This is a genomic window from Acinetobacter sp. YH12052, assembly GCF_013419835.1.
In the GTDB taxonomy this organism is placed as follows: Bacteria; Pseudomonadota; Gammaproteobacteria; order Pseudomonadales; family Moraxellaceae; genus Acinetobacter; species Acinetobacter amyesii.
The window spans coordinates 156,589-171,101 of record NZ_VOZI01000006.1; the positions used below are offsets into that span (position 1 = coordinate 156,589).

12 protein-coding genes are annotated in these 14,513 nt (G+C 41.1%); 3 read left to right on the top strand and 9 right to left on the bottom strand.

Annotated features, from left to right (window positions below; translation table 11 throughout):
• Nucleotides 1-156: 156 nt before the first annotated feature.
• Nucleotides 157-933, bottom strand: coding sequence for a TorF family putative porin (locus FTU06_RS06275; RefSeq protein WP_180088841.1), 777 nt, complete (start codon nucleotides 931-933; stop codon nucleotides 157-159).
• Between the two features lie 714 nt (nucleotides 934-1,647).
• On the opposite strand from FTU06_RS06275, the gene FTU06_RS06280 reads away from it, so the two are divergent.
• A complete protein-coding gene (locus FTU06_RS06280; RefSeq protein ID WP_180088839.1) occupies nucleotides 1,648-2,982 on the top strand; it encodes an OprD family outer membrane porin in 1,335 nt (444 codons plus the stop codon).
• Nucleotides 2,983-3,085: 103 nt separating this feature from the next.
• Here the strand turns inward: FTU06_RS06280 and ppa are convergent, their stop codons facing one another.
• Together ppa and FTU06_RS06290 are read right to left on the bottom strand one after the other, a co-directional pair.
• Complete coding sequence (gene ppa, locus FTU06_RS06285) at nucleotides 3,086-3,622, bottom strand: inorganic diphosphatase (protein ID WP_168378239.1); 537 nt, start codon at nucleotides 3,620-3,622, stop codon at nucleotides 3,086-3,088.
• 114 nt (nucleotides 3,623-3,736) lie between these two features.
• Complete coding sequence (locus FTU06_RS06290) at nucleotides 3,737-4,135, bottom strand: MAPEG family protein (RefSeq protein ID WP_078189470.1); 399 nt, start codon at nucleotides 4,133-4,135, stop codon at nucleotides 3,737-3,739.
• Nucleotides 4,136-4,243: 108 nt separating this feature from the next.
• Between FTU06_RS06290 and FTU06_RS06295 the strand changes: the two genes are divergently transcribed.
• A complete protein-coding gene (locus tag FTU06_RS06295; protein WP_180088837.1) occupies nucleotides 4,244-4,633 on the top strand; it encodes a hypothetical protein in 390 nt (129 codons plus the stop codon).
• 57 nt (nucleotides 4,634-4,690) lie between these two features.
• On the opposite strand, the gene FTU06_RS06300 is transcribed toward FTU06_RS06295, so the two are convergent.
• The 6 genes from FTU06_RS06300 to FTU06_RS06325 form a co-directional block, all read right to left on the bottom strand.
• Nucleotides 4,691-6,370, bottom strand: a complete 1,680-nt coding sequence (locus tag FTU06_RS06300) for a long-chain-fatty-acid--CoA ligase (RefSeq protein WP_180008091.1) — start codon at nucleotides 6,368-6,370, stop codon at nucleotides 4,691-4,693.
• Nucleotides 6,371-6,519: 149 nt separating this feature from the next.
• Nucleotides 6,520-8,739 (bottom strand): DNA topoisomerase IV subunit A, encoded by a 2,220-nt coding sequence (parC, locus tag FTU06_RS06305; RefSeq protein ID WP_180005204.1) that lies wholly within the window; start codon nucleotides 8,737-8,739, stop codon nucleotides 6,520-6,522.
• A 163-nt stretch (nucleotides 8,740-8,902) separates the two neighbouring features.
• Nucleotides 8,903-10,222 (bottom strand): MFS transporter, encoded by a 1,320-nt coding sequence (locus FTU06_RS06310; RefSeq protein ID WP_168378243.1) that lies wholly within the window; start codon nucleotides 10,220-10,222, stop codon nucleotides 8,903-8,905.
• A 144-nt stretch (nucleotides 10,223-10,366) separates the two neighbouring features.
• Nucleotides 10,367-11,011, bottom strand: a complete 645-nt coding sequence (locus FTU06_RS06315) for a trimeric intracellular cation channel family protein (protein ID WP_078189475.1) — start codon at nucleotides 11,009-11,011, stop codon at nucleotides 10,367-10,369.
• A 59-nt stretch (nucleotides 11,012-11,070) separates the two neighbouring features.
• Nucleotides 11,071-11,538, bottom strand: a complete 468-nt coding sequence (locus tag FTU06_RS06320) for a YchJ family protein (protein WP_180010708.1) — start codon at nucleotides 11,536-11,538, stop codon at nucleotides 11,071-11,073.
• Nucleotides 11,539-11,926: 388 nt separating this feature from the next.
• Entirely contained in the window at nucleotides 11,927-13,498 is a 1,572-nt protein-coding gene (locus FTU06_RS06325) for a TerC family protein (protein ID WP_078192606.1), read from the bottom strand.
• Between the two features lie 320 nt (nucleotides 13,499-13,818).
• Here FTU06_RS06325 and FTU06_RS06330 point away from each other — a divergent pair, with 320 nt between their 5' ends.
• On the top strand, nucleotides 13,819-14,439 hold the full coding sequence (locus tag FTU06_RS06330) for a TIGR00730 family Rossman fold protein (RefSeq protein ID WP_078189478.1): 621 nt from the start codon (nucleotides 13,819-13,821) through the stop codon (nucleotides 14,437-14,439).
• Nucleotides 14,440-14,513 lie beyond the last annotated feature (74 nt).

Genomic DNA, 14,513 nt, shown 5'->3' on the forward strand with positions numbered 1-14,513 from the left:
ATTAAAATCCTTAGGTTGATAGTTGTAACAGGATTTTAAAAATGCGCTTTTTTGAGTATATTTTTTCAACACCGATCTCAAAAATGCATAAAAAAAGTGCACAATCACCATTGTGCACTTTCAAAAATATGACCGAATACGATCAACTCGTTAATGTTAGAAAGAATAGGTCAATCCAACCACAACGTTATCGTCTAATTCCTCGCCTTCACGATCTTTACCGCCCCATACATAGTCAGCAGCAATTTCAAATCCAGTATCCGCAATCGGTTTACTCAAGCCTAAACGTGCTTCAGTGAACACCACATCTTCTGTGGTTGTTAATAGGCTATCATCACGACTGTCATTAAAAACAGAAACACCAAGCGATGAATTTAATGAAACATCATAAGGTAATGCATAGCTATAAGCAGCATTCAGATATACATCTCCTGCGTTGCCATAATTAACATCAGACAACAATACAGCCATGCTTGCAGTTAAATCTTTATAACTTATGTCCTGAATAAATTCGACGCCCGTTGTGCGACGCTTTTCAGAGCGGTCATCGTTATACACTGAACCGCCACCTTGATAGACATAAGCCATCACTTGTGACTTATAGCTCCAATCTTCATTCAGTTCACGTCCATATCCAACATAGAAATCATGTTCAAAACCATGTGACTGACTGTCGTCCGTAGGGTCATAGTTGAGTGTAGACCCCCAATAGCCCGCGAACAGCCCACTGTTGTGTGCATATTCAAGTCCGGCTTGTAATGCAGCTTGATCATTTTCTTCACTCGCACGGTACACATATTTGTTTACCACGCCCAAACTTCCAGACCAATTCCCTTGTGCAGTTGTGGCTTGTTCAGTTTGTTCTGCAAATGCAGGGATTGTACCTAGGGTCACTAAAATACTTAAAATTGCTATTTTATAAAATTGAATCATGTTTAGTCCCCACATCGGATCGATCGTGGATTGGGTTGAGTAAAATTTAGCGACGATTTTAATCGATTTTACCGCACTGTATAGCCCCTTTTTTCTTATTTTGATAAATTAAATCATTTAAAAACAAAGGTAAGATTATATAAAATAGTAAAAAATAAGCTTTTGATTCATAAAATATCTTTTATCGTGTTCCAGTCTTTAACAATGATTTAATGTTTTAATTTATATGTATTTATCACGATTATTATCATCTTTTATTGAGCTAGATTTTAAGGAAAACATTTCTGACGACTTCGCTAAAAGTCATTCTCTATTTACAAAAAAACACGCCAACAGTGCTTACTTAGCCTGAACATTGATGCCATGCACCTCAGCAGTTTTTATACTTTTTGATCAAAATACCAATTTAAATTCAGCACAAATTGTCGCGAAGAGTAATGATAAATCAGCAAGTTAAATGAAAGTTTTTACTTTTTTTTATATTTTTTTATGATAAGCAATGAAGAAACTTCTCTTTAGCTTAATATATTCAATTTAAATAAACTATTTGTTAAACAACAATAACATACGAAACATTTGCTTATTACAGATTGACCGATGATCTGAATGTTTTCTAACTTTAGTGTAATAAGCGCATTAAAAATAGTGATTTTTTTAAGAAAAAATATACAATCGCACTACATATTAACCAAATTTGCATGAGGCTCTCTCCCAATGCTTAAAGCTCAACAACTAACACTTGCAGTATTAGTAAACGCTGCTCTTATTTCTACTGCTTTTGCTAGCGAACAAAGCGAATCTAAAGGCTTTGTGGAAGATGCCGAAGGCTCTGTATTATTCCGTACAGGTTACATCAACCGTGACAAAACCAATTACATTGACAATGATACTGGTGCAGTAAAACGAGTAACAGATACCAGCTCAGCTGCTCAGTCTGCGATTGTAAAACTTGAATCTGGTTTTACAAAAGGTATTATCGGTTTTGGTGCCAATGTTACTGGCGATGCTTCATTCAAATTAGGCAGCAATGATAATGCTGGCAATGGCATGATTCCGCTTCATAACGGCGGAGCTAAAGATGCAAATGGTGATGTAGACGCCTATAACCATTGGGCGCGTGGCGGAGCTAGCGTTAAAGCACGAGTATCAAATACAACTGTTGAATACGGTACCCAAGTTCTAGATCTTCCTGTACTTGCGTCTAATACAGCACGTATGGTTCCAGAATATTTCACTGGTGTTCTTGCGAAAAGCCGTGAAATTGAAAATCTAGAAGTTATTGCTGGTAAATTCACAGAGAATCAATATTCAGATCAAATCAATACTGATGGCCGTCATCTAGATAATGCAATCGTTTGGGGTGCAAAGTACAAATTTAACGATCAGCTTAATGCATCTTACTATGGCTTAGACAGTGAAGATGCGCTTGAACGTCACTACATCAATGCAAACTACACATTGCCTTTAGCTGAAAAACGCTCTTTAAATGTAGACTTCAATGGCTACCATACTGAATGGGACGAGCAAGCTGGAACTTATTCTTCAACAATTGGTAATAAAAATGTTGACGGCCGCAGCAATAGCATCTGGTCTCTTGCAGGTACATTAAACCAAGGCGCTCACTCAGTCATGCTGGCTTACCAACAAAATACAGGCAACACTGGTTATGACTATGGCGAAAATGCTGATGGCGCACAGTCAATCTATGTAGCTAACTCATACTTATCTGACTTTGTGGGGAACCATGAAAAATCGGCACAAGTTCAATATAACTTAAACTTTACTGATTATGGTGTGCCAGGCTTGAACTGGACTTCTGCATTCGTTTATGGCTGGGATATTAAAGTCAACAATTCAGCAAAAGAAGGTCAAGAGCGCGAATTCTTTAACCAAGTGAAATATACTGTTCAATCTGGTTTTGCTAAGGAAGCAAGCTTACGTGTACGTCATTCTTACTACCGCGCAAGTGATAACTACCAAGCTGGTAACTATATCGGTGATACAAACGAATGGCGTTTATTCTTAGACATCCCTGTGAAATTATTTTAATTTCGCAGCTACTCTAAGATAGCGAAAAAAAACCTGCACACTGTGCAGGTTTTTTTTATGAGCATCGTTTTCATATAAAAGCGATGCTCAGCTTAAAACAATATTATTTGTTCGCAGCTTGGTAAGCTTCAATTGAGCTCAGTACTTCTTGTTTCGCAACATCAGCACCTTCCCAACCACTTAACTTAACCCATTTACCAGGCTCTAAGTCTTTGTAGTGTTGGAAGAAATGTTCAATTTGATTGATCAATAATGCAGGAAGATCGGTATATTCTTGAACATCTTTATAAAGCGGAGTCAATTTGTCGTGTGGAACGGCAACCAGTTTTGCGTCAACACCACCGTCATCTTCCATGTTCAATTTACCAACAGGACGGCAACGAATTACAGAACCTGGCTCTACTGGATGTGGAGTAACCACAAGTACGTCTAGTGGGTCACCATCCAAAGATAATGTATTTGGAACATAACCATAGTTCGCTGGGTAGAACATTGCAGTACCCATGAAACGGTCTACAAATAACGCATCAGAATCTTTATCGATTTCGTATTTGATTGGTGCTGCATTTGCAGGAATTTCAATAATGACATAGATGTCGTTTGGTGCATCTTTACCCGCTGGGATATTGCTGTAGCTCATAGCATCACTCTTTAAACAAGTTAAATCTTTTAATCCGGCACAATTATAACGGTTTTATCGCTTTTTTTGTGATTTTAGCGATCATGCTGATAATTTAATCATCAAGCTGAACATTTAGCTTAATTTAATGACCAATAACATCAGGCAAATTGGGCATAACATCGACAAGGTCCAAATGATTGAACGTAAAGTTGCCCAATTCGCTAAATAACATAGCCCATAAATAACGCGTAAAACGAGATAGGCAATCCCAAAGGTCATGATGTATTGTTGATGAATCACCATGTATTCAGCCATTAGAATAGCCGCAATAAATAAAGGTAAACTTTCAAAACTATTTTGCTGCACTGCATGTGCGCGGCTCGCCAATCCTGTAGAGCGCGCTAAAACTTCACGTGGATTTTGATTATCACTCGACTTAAAGCCTGCAGCTCGTTTCGCAATAAATGTAAATACATATGGCAATAAACAAGCGGCCAAAATGAGATAGATGATCCCACTGATGCTGTGCATGTGTTTTTTCTCAGGAAGATTTTTATGGCTGCTATAATACCATGGCATTTCGTGAATAATTTTTGTTAAATATAGTGTTTTTATAATCGGCAGATGAAAGGATCCTCTATGAGCACTTCTGATCGAGATCAATTATTTGAAGTTCTTGAAGAGCAAAAACGCCATCAGCTTCGCGTCGATCGTGTCTTAAAAATCGTCATTCCTGTGACTGCATTTTTACTAGCTGTGATCTGCGCCAACTTAAATGTCTGGTCGACTGTTTTCAGCTTTGTCATCATGTGGATTGCATTCTATGCAGTTTCCATCAAGCAACTTCCCCTTTGGCATTGGGTCATTGTCATTGCACTATATTGTTTAGTCGACAATATTTTAACCTATGGCAGCTATAACCAATCTGGCTTTAGTCGTCAGTTCGGCGCGATGTTTATTTTCTTAGGTGTTTTTGGTGTAGGACGTCGCTACTTTGATCGCTGGTCGATGAATAAAGGCAAGCTTTAATGAACTAAATTTAAAGCGATAAAAAAAGCGCCCGAAGGCGCTTTTTTATGCATCGTATTATGCTGTTTTACGCAAATCTTTACGTAGAATTTTACCGACGTTCGATTTTGGTAATTCATCCATAAATTCAACATAACGTGGACGCTTATAGCCAGTTAAGTTTTCTTTTGCGAATGCCAAAACTTCTTCAGTTGTTAAAGATGGATCTTTTTTCACAACGAATAATTTAGGTACTTCACCTGATTTTTCATCAGGAACACCAATCGCAGCAACTTCTAGTACTTTTGGATGTTTTGCAACAACTTCTTCAATTTCAGAAGGATAAACGTTGAAGCCAGACACCAAAATCATGTCTTTTTTACGGTCTACAATCTTCACATAACCGCGTGGATCCATGACACCAATGTCACCTGTACGGAAGAAACCGTCCGCCGTCATTACTTTGGCAGTTTCATCTGGACGGTTCCAATAGCCTTTCATGACTTGAGGACCACGAATCGAAATTTCACCTTGCTCACCTTGAGCAACTTCATTGCCATCATCATCTAAAATAGCAACTTCAGTCAGTGGCAATGGAATACCAATCGTACCGCTGAATTCCATTGATGCTGGAGGGTTTGCGGTTGCAACAGGTGAGGTTTCTGATAAACCATAACCTTCGATAATATTGGTACCTGTAACTTTCTTCCACGCTTCTGCAGTCGAAGGAAGCACTGCCATACCACCACCCATCGCCATTTTTAGCTTACTGTGGTCAAGTTGCTTGAACTCTTCATTGTTCACCAAAGCATTGAACAATGTGTTCACTGCTGGGAAGAATGAAGGTTGGTATTTACGTAATTCTTTCATTACCGCAGGTAGGTCACGCGGGTTGGGAATCAATACGTTTGCCTGACCTTTGTACATACCGTAAAGTGCACACACCATAAATGCAAAGATGTGATACAGCGGTAATGCACAGAAGATACGATCATCTGGCTGACCATCTTGCTGACCAAATTTACTTTGGAAAATACCATCACACTGCAACATGTTTGACACAAGGTTACGATGGGTCAATTCTGCGCCTTTAGATACGCCAGTTGTACCACCGGTATACTGAAGTACAGCAGTATCACTTAAAGTTAAGTTTGGACGTTTGTAATTGTTTGCACTCACTTTAGACATTGCTGCATTAAAGCGAATATGACCTGGAATGTTCCAAGCTGGAATTTGTTTACGTACTGAACGTAATACAAAGTTAACCAATGTACCTTTCAGCGTACCAAGCATGTCACCCACAGATGCCACGATCACGTGTTTTACTGGGGTTTTACCAATAATCGCTTGGTAAACAGATGCAAAGTTTTCAATAATAACAAGAGCTTCTGTTCCAGAGTCATTCAATTGATGCTCAAGTTCACGAGAGGTATACAGTGGATTCACGTTGACCAATACCAGGCCAGCACGGAATACACCCAATGCGACAACAGGATATTGAAGAACGTTCGGCATCATGACTGCAACGCGTGAACCTTTGGCCAAACCTAAACTTTGCAAATAAGTTGCAAATTTACGGCTAGCTTCATCAAGTTCTTTAAAAGTTAAGACTTTATCCATAAAGATAAAGGCATCTCTTGAGCCAAACTTCTGGAAATTACGCTCAAAAATATCGACCAATGAGGTATTTTCTGCGGGTAATTCTACAGTTTCTGGAATCCCTGTCTTTTGGTATTCAGCGAACCAAATCTTTTCCATAACGCCCAATTCTCCTGTCGTAATCCTTAGTAATCCAACTGTTTTTTTTCAATATTAAGCGGTCATTATTTAACTTGTTTGTGCTTAATATTGCATCCATTTCACGAATAACAGCATATATAACGTATTTCGTTCCATGGATGCTAGTATTATCTTTGAATGAACAGTTTATTTGCTTTTTGATATCCACGTGGTAACAACACGCCTTTCGATGCACGTTTACCCACATATTTTTGCAGATCGTCGCCTTTAAGCTTTAATTGTTGATTTCCTGCAAGCACTTGAATTATTTCATCTAAATTCAAAGTTGTCATGGATACAATTTGATCTTTTGCCTCAAGTTGTATCAATTTATTACCTTTACCCTTATTCAATACTGGTAATTCATCAAGTTCAACCAACAGCAAACGACCCGCAGAACTGAGGAGTGCAAGATGTGTTGCATTCTCAATCGCTGTTAAATTCATGACCGCCGCGCCTTCAGATAAACTAAGGAAGGCTTTACCCGCTTTTGCATTGGTATCGAGGTTTTTGGCTTGGGTTTTAAAGCCATAGCCTTTACTACTCATCGCCAAGACTTCTGTTTCATCTTCAGCAATAAACACTTGTTTAAAGCCGACACCACTTGCAGGTGCAAGTTTAGAACTCAGAGGCTCACCTAAACCACGTGCGGATGGCAAGGTATTGATGCCCAAAGCATAGCTTCGACCGGCATCATCTAATACATACACACGTTGATTCGATTTACCTTGCGCATGGCTGAGATATTGGTCACCTGCACGGAAATTTAAGTTCTCAGCATCGACTTCATGACCTTTCGCCGAGCGAATCCAACCCGCTTCAGACAACACCACAGTCACAGGATCTGCAGGAAGCATATCTTGTTCATTAATCGCATGGGCTTCTGCACGTTTCACAATTGGAGAACGGCGGTCATCACCAAATTTCTTCGCATCTTCTTTCAGTTCATTAATGATCAAGGCTTTTAATGATTCAGGATTCGCCAATTGTTCACGAATAATGGCAGCTTTGGCTTCCAATTCTTCTTGTTCACGGCGCATTTCCATTTCTTCAAGTTTTGCCAAATGACGTAACTTGAGTTCTAAAATGGCTTCGGCTTGAATTTCATCGATATTAAAATGCGTCATTAACACAGGTTTAGGCTGATCTTCTTCTCGAATAATTCGAATCACTTCATCAATATTCAGATAGGCAATGATCAAGCCTGCAAGTATATGTAACCGTTTTTCAATTTTATTCAGATGATAAGTCAAACGACGTGTTACGGTATTTTTACGGATTTCAATCCATTCCAACAAAATACGGCGGATCGATTTCACTTGCGGACGACCATCGGCGCCAATCATGTTCATATTGACACGATAGCTCGACTCTAGATCGGTGGTTGCAAATAGATGACTCATCACCGATTCAGCATCAATACGGTTTGAGCGCAGGACAATCACTAAACGTGTTGGGTTTTTATGATCTGACTCATCACGTAAGTCCGTGACCAATGGCAACTTCTTCGCCTGCATTTGATCTGCAATCTGCGTGATCACTTTCGAACCTGAAACCTGATACGGCAGCTCCGTAATCACGATTTCATTTTTCTCAATACTGTACACCGCACGAGTTCGATAACTACCGCGACCCGTGGTTTGAATTTTGAGTAATTCTTCTGGAGAAGTAATAATTTCCGCACGTGTCGGCAAATCAGGTGCAGGAATATATTCTGCGACTTTTTCATCGGTTAAATTAGGATTGCGAATTAAGGCGATGGTACCCTTCACCACTTCACGTAAGTTGTGCGGTGGAATATCGGTTGCCATACCCACTGCAATACCCGTTGTGCCGTTGAGTAAAATATTTGGAACACGTGCCGGTAAATTCACGGGCTCTTTCATCGAACCATCAAAGTTATCCTGCCAATCACAGGTTCCTTGTCCTAACTCAGACAATAATAAATCACTATACGCAGACAGTTTTGCTTCGGTATATCGCATCGCTGCGAAGGATTTCGGATCATCTGGTGAGCCCCAGTTTCCCTGACCTTCAATAAATGGATAGCGATAACTAAACGGCTGCGCCATGAGGACCATGGCTTCATAACAAGCTAAGTCACCGTGAGGATGGTATTTACCCAGTACATCACCAACCGTACGTGCAGATTTTTTTGGCTTACCCGTTGGCTTTAGCCCGAGTTCGCTCATCGCATAGACGATACGACGCTGAACGGGTTTTAAACCATCACTGATATGTGGCAATGCACGATCCATAATCACGTACATGGCGTAGTTGAGATATGCTTGTTCGGTAAATTCTGCTACGGAACGGTTTTCTGTCGCATGATGCGCAAGGCTTGTCATAACAACCTGTAATCCTAAATTGTTCGTTCTTTATTGGGTTCTTATGCTATGTCGCAGGTGTCCCCTATACAAGGGGATGATCTAACACTCTGCGACAAATTGTGTCTTATGGCGTAAAAATATCCATTTTATTCACCATGATCAACTAAAAATTTAACAGTCTTTATAGACCGATGGATTCTAAAGTTTTGCCCTTAGTTTCTTCACCTAAAACCAAAATCACCACGGCAACTGCAATTAAGACTGCTGTAAACATCATAAAGACATAGCTAAAACCATGATCCATATCCATCATATGTGTCACGGCAAAAGGTGCTGCAATGCCCCCAATCCGACCAATGGCACCCGCCCAGCCCGAACCAAAGGCACGAATATTGGCCGGATATTGTTCTGGTGTATAGGTATAAAGTACGCCCCAAGCACCGAGATTAAAGAAAGACATTAAACAGCCCCAAATCACAATCTCTGTCACACTGCCAGACTGACCGAAGAAATATGCCGAAATGGCACACATCCCAATGAAGCCCGCCAAAGTAGCTTTACGACCCAATTTTTCGACCAACCATGCCGCTGCAATATAACCCGGCAATTGTGCCAAAATCATGACCAAGACATATTCAAAGGATTGAACAATGGTGTAGCCTTCTTTGACCAATAAACTTGGTAACCACGTAAAAATACCGTAGTAAGAAAAGACGATACCGAACCAAATGAGCCAAAGCATTAAAGTACGACGTGCAAAAATGCCTGACCAAAGCTGTGAAAAACTGATGTTGTGCTTTTCTGCAACCGGTTTGACCTCAAAAATTTCAACAACTTGCACACCACATTTGGCTTCAATCTTTTTCACCAATGCGTGTGCTTCATCAAAACGTCCACGGTTAATCAAATAAGGCACCGATTCGGGCACCATTTTCCAAATCACGATCGCATATAACGCAGGAATACCGCCAATCAAGAACGCTGCATGCCAGCCAAAATCAGGAATAATAAAGCGTGAGACCAATGCAGCAACCAACCAGCCCAGTCCCCAAAAACTTTCTAGTAAGACAATAAAACGGCCACGCACATGCGCTGGAATATATTCACTGACCAAAGTCACCGCGACTGGGAGTTGTCCACCTAAACCTAAGCCGACAATAAAACGAAATACCAACAACCAAGTTAGATTAGGTGCAAACGCACATGCAGCGGTGGCTAAGCTATAAATCACCAATGTCCATGCAAAGACTGTTTTTCGGCCGAAGCGATCTGCCAGTCCTCCAGAAAACACCGCGCCGATCGCCATCCCAACAAAACCAATCGAAACCACCCAACTTTTATCATTTGGCGTCATGGCCCAATCTTCAGCCATTTTCGCTAAGATAAAGGAAATGAGTCCCGTATCCATGGCATCAAACATCCAGCCAAGGCCAATAACCCAAAGTAAAGTGTAGTGAAACTTACCGATGGGTAAGCGTTGTATACGTGAGACTAAGTCCATAACAAGATCTCTGAACTGGTGGAAGGATGAACACTGCTTTCCCAACAGGATGTATGATTTTGCGTTTTTTAGTATAGATCCATGCAAAAGACCGACCATTGATCCGTCTTTTTAGCATTTTAATGTGATGTTATAGCAACGCGGCTACGACAAATCTTTTGAAGATACTGACTGATCATCATCATCTTTATAAATAAATTTAGGCATTTCTAAGCCAAAGTAAATGGCGATCAGACGTAAGGTGAAACCGAAAATGAGCGTCGCAATGACGGTCAATTCTAGCGATAAGCCAATCTCAATACAGAGCCAATAACAAATCACGGACACAAAAGAAATACTGGCATAAAGTTCACGACGGAACACCAGCGGGACATCGTTACATAGAATGTCTCGTAAAATACCGCCAGAGACGCCCGTTAGTACCCCTGCTACCGCAGAAACGACAAAACCATGTCCCATTTCTAAAGCGATTTGACAGCCAATAATGGTAAAACCAATGAGACCCAAGGCATCGAGAACCAAGAAGATATTACGCAGATGACGCATCCACTTTGCAATCAGGATGGTGACAAATGCAGCAAAGCAGGTCAGCATGAGATATTCAGGATGCTTAACCCACGTCAGTGGATAGTGCCCAAGTAGCACATCACGAACCGAACCGCCCCCCAGTGCCGTGACACAGGCAATCAATGTTACCCCAAACCAGTCCATACTCCGCCGACCCGCAGACAATGCACCTGTCATTGCTTCTGCCGTGATTGCGATAATATAAATAACGGTAAGTAACATCGCCCTTCTTCCACTGAGGGTTGAGATGCGCGCTATTCTAAGCTAAATCTGCTCAAATGTTATAAAAATTGCGCACAACATTGTTTAAATTTTCGTCCAGAACCACAAATACAGGGTTGCTTCATGGTGATTTTCATCTCTGTGGTCGGATCAAGGAAATACCAGCGCTGCTCGAACTTCACAAAGTGTGAAATTTCATGATGTACCTGCGCTTGCTGCCCATCGTGATAATGGGCTTTAAATTCAACTTGAGCATGATTTTTATCGAGCTTTTCTTGAGCCTGTACCACCTCAAGTTTTAACCATTGATTGACCTGACTCCACGCTGCAATGGCACTGACATCTAAGGCTTGCTGCTGTCCAAGCGCAGTTGTTTGTACAATATAATCAATCTCATGCTGTGCAAAAGCACTATAACGTGAACGCATCAACTGCTCTGCGCTCTGTGCATTTTCACGCCCCGCATGTAAGGGCTGACAACAGTTGGCATACTCACCTTTGCCACATGGACATTGGACTTGTGACATGTTTGTTTCCATAAAAAAATAGCCTGACAATGCAGGCTATTTTAACGGATCTTTCCACACAATTTTCATCAGTAGATCCGTATCGATTCAAATAAAAGAATGATACACGGTAAGGTCATCCGCAAGTGTTTGAGACAGGACCACTTCTAATCAAAAATGTTTTTGCAATGCTTTGAATAATTTGACGGTAGTGAACGAGTTTTGCGGATGACAATGGTTTTGGGTACTTTTGCCGAAACAAAAGTACCTCCAGCCGAAGGCTAATCCCTTTATTTAAACCCTAGATGTAAGACTCCGTCGAATAGACTTAAAAATCATTTTAAAAATGCGTAATTACTTTTACGTGCGTAACATCAGTGATCTATATAGATTACCCCCGATACGCAACTTAATCTTCAGTTGGCATGGGAATGACATGCACTTTTTCGATCTTATGACCATCCATTGTGACCACTTCAAAGATGTGTTCATCCGCTTTGAATTTTTCACCATTGGCTGGTAAACGGCCCAAATGAAATAAGATATATCCGGACAATGTCGAATACTGTTCAGCATCATCCACCAAGTCACGACCCAACAATAAAGACACATGACGAATGTCGGTTGAGCCATCGAGTAACAATGAACCATCATCGAGACTTTCTGCTGCCGTCTCTGGTTCATCTTCATCAGGGAACTCACCAGCAATCGCTTCTAAGACATCAATCGGTGTTGCAATCCCTTCAATTGAACCGTATTCGTTCAACACCAAAGCCATTTGTAACGGCGCTTGACGCAATTGTTCCATCACCATCAAAACTTGAGCATTTTCATGCACCACCACTGGCTCACGGAGATGTTTTTCGAAATCGAGTACGCCCGTTTCAATATAGTCATTCATGACTTTATGAGTCAGTACCGCACCCGCAATATTGTCAAGCTCACCATGTGCCACAATTAAACGTGAATGCGTGGTACTGAGTAATTGAGCACGAATCGCCTCAGGTTCTTCATCTAAATCAATCCATTCCAGTTCAGGACGAGGTGTCATCACGGACTTTACTGGACGCTCAGATAAACCCAGTACCCCTTGTACCATGACACTGTGGTAAACCCCGTTGTCTTCATCAAAGACTTCATCAGCAAAAGCACGTGTTGCAAGCACATCTTCATTTTCATTTTGATTGTCTGCAACATTTTTCCCACCGAGCATACGCATCACCGCTGAGGCTGTGCGATAACGTAAGTCTGTGGTTGTCACCATTTTTTCCTGATTATGACGCATGGTTTGGTTCAAGAACTCAATCATGACAGAGAAACCAATGGCCGCGTATAAGTAACCTTTTGGAATATGGAAACCAAAGCCTTCGACTAAGAGCGAGAAACCGATCATCATTAAGAAGCACAGGCACAGAATCACCACCGTTGGGTGACGGTTCACGAAGTTCATCAGTGGTTTAGATGCCCACAGCATGATGCCGACAGCAATAATGACCGCAATCATCATGACTGACAGGTGTTTCACCATCCCGACAGCGGTAATCACGCTGTCGAGCGAGAACACAGCATCGAGCACCACAATCTGCACAATCACCATCCAAAACGTCGCATGCACAGGATTTTCTTCCTTTAGCATAGGCTTGTTTTCAAGACGTTCACGCAGTTCCATGGTGCCTTTAAATAGCAAGAACACCCCACCAAACAGTAAAATTAGATCTCGACCGGAAAATGGATGGTCGAAAATATGGAACAGTGGGTTGGTTAGAGTCACCACCCATGCAATCGAGGCCAGTAAGATCAATCGCATACACAGTGCAAGCAATAAGCCGACAATCCGTGCAGTATTACGCTGTTCTGGCGGTAATTTTTCCGCAAGAATCGCAATAAATACCAGGTTATCGATACCTAAAACAATCTCAAGCACCACCAGTGTCAATAAACCCACCCATGCAGATGGGTCGGACATCCATTCAAAGATCATAATTGTATCTCCTGAATGTTATTCACACGTGGATCATGCTGAATTGAAGATGATATGCATTGGACATGCGCAAACGCTTTTAATGGCGTTCTTTCTAATATTTTGATGTGTGCTGAGTGACAACAACCACTACCCATGACGGTTCTTTAGCTTAAAATGAAGTTTTAAGTATAGCAAGTTAAGGTAAAAATTCACCCTTTTTTACCAAAGTACAATCTCAGTATGGAAGAATTTAAACCCAATGATGACATTAAATTGTCATATTTAGCTGCCAATGTAGTGTCATAAAAAATAACATGCTAAGGTAAAATTAAAACGTAATGAATAGCGGATTAAAAATGACAGAAAAACGTGGTAATCCTTCTCCTGCTACAACACAACCTTTAATCGCACTGTATTGCGGCTCCCGCTCTGGTAACAATCCAATTTATCAAGAAAAAGCCATCGCATTAGCGCAAGGCTTGGCTGAACATGGTTTTGGTCTGGTCTATGGTGGCGCCAGTATTGGCCTGATGGGTCAAGTCGCTGACGCTGTGGTCGAACATGGCGGCGAAGCCGTTGGTGTGATTCCTGAGTTTATGTTGGATTATGAAATTGCACATAATCATTTGACTGAATTACACGTCGTGCGCAGTATGCATGAGCGTAAAGCCATGATGGCAGAACGTGCAAGTGCCTTTGTTGCCCTGCCCGGTGGTCTCGGTACATTCGAAGAAATTCTAGAAATCGCCACTTGGGGACAGTTGAATCAACACCAAAAACCGATGATGCTTTATAACGTCAATGGCTTCTATGATGCACTAATTGCACAATTAGACCATGCGGTCGCTGAAGGTTTCTTGCCGCCGCAGCATCGTGCCAAACTGATCGTATGTAATTCTTCGAAGCAGATCTTTAGCGCACTGAAAAATTTAGATTGCCCGAAAAATTTCGTGGTCTAACTGTATTTTAGATGTCAAAAAGGGGAATAAAGTATTCCCCTTTTTTTATTGCTCGATGTTACTTCAAATCAAGA

Excerpts from the sequence above, each read along its gene's own strand:
- FTU06_RS06280 (WP_180088839.1), top strand. The coding sequence starts at position 1,648 with ATGCTTAAAGCTCAACAACTAACACTTGCAGTATTAGTAAACGCTGCT.
- parC (WP_180005204.1), bottom strand. The coding sequence starts at position 8,739 with ATGACAAGCCTTGCGCATCATGCGACAGAAAACCGTTCCGTAGCAGAA.
- FTU06_RS06295 (WP_180088837.1), top strand. The coding sequence starts at position 4,244 with ATGAGCACTTCTGATCGAGATCAATTATTTGAAGTTCTTGAAGAGCAA.
- FTU06_RS06310 (WP_168378243.1), bottom strand. The coding sequence starts at position 10,222 with ATGGACTTAGTCTCACGTATACAACGCTTACCCATCGGTAAGTTTCAC.
- ppa (WP_168378239.1), bottom strand. The coding sequence starts at position 3,622 with ATGAGCTACAGCAATATCCCAGCGGGTAAAGATGCACCAAACGACATC.
- FTU06_RS06315 (WP_078189475.1), bottom strand. The coding sequence starts at position 11,011 with ATGTTACTTACCGTTATTTATATTATCGCAATCACGGCAGAAGCAATG.
- FTU06_RS06275 (WP_180088841.1), bottom strand. The coding sequence starts at position 933 with ATGATTCAATTTTATAAAATAGCAATTTTAAGTATTTTAGTGACCCTA.
- FTU06_RS06325 (WP_078192606.1), bottom strand. The coding sequence starts at position 13,498 with ATGATCTTTGAATGGATGTCCGACCCATCTGCATGGGTGGGTTTATTG.
- FTU06_RS06290 (WP_078189470.1), bottom strand. The coding sequence starts at position 4,135 with ATGCACAGCATCAGTGGGATCATCTATCTCATTTTGGCCGCTTGTTTA.
- FTU06_RS06300 (WP_180008091.1), bottom strand. The coding sequence starts at position 6,370 with ATGGAAAAGATTTGGTTCGCTGAATACCAAAAGACAGGGATTCCAGAA.
- FTU06_RS06330 (WP_078189478.1), top strand. The coding sequence starts at position 13,819 with ATGAATAGCGGATTAAAAATGACAGAAAAACGTGGTAATCCTTCTCCT.
- FTU06_RS06320 (WP_180010708.1), bottom strand. The coding sequence starts at position 11,538 with ATGTCACAAGTCCAATGTCCATGTGGCAAAGGTGAGTATGCCAACTGT.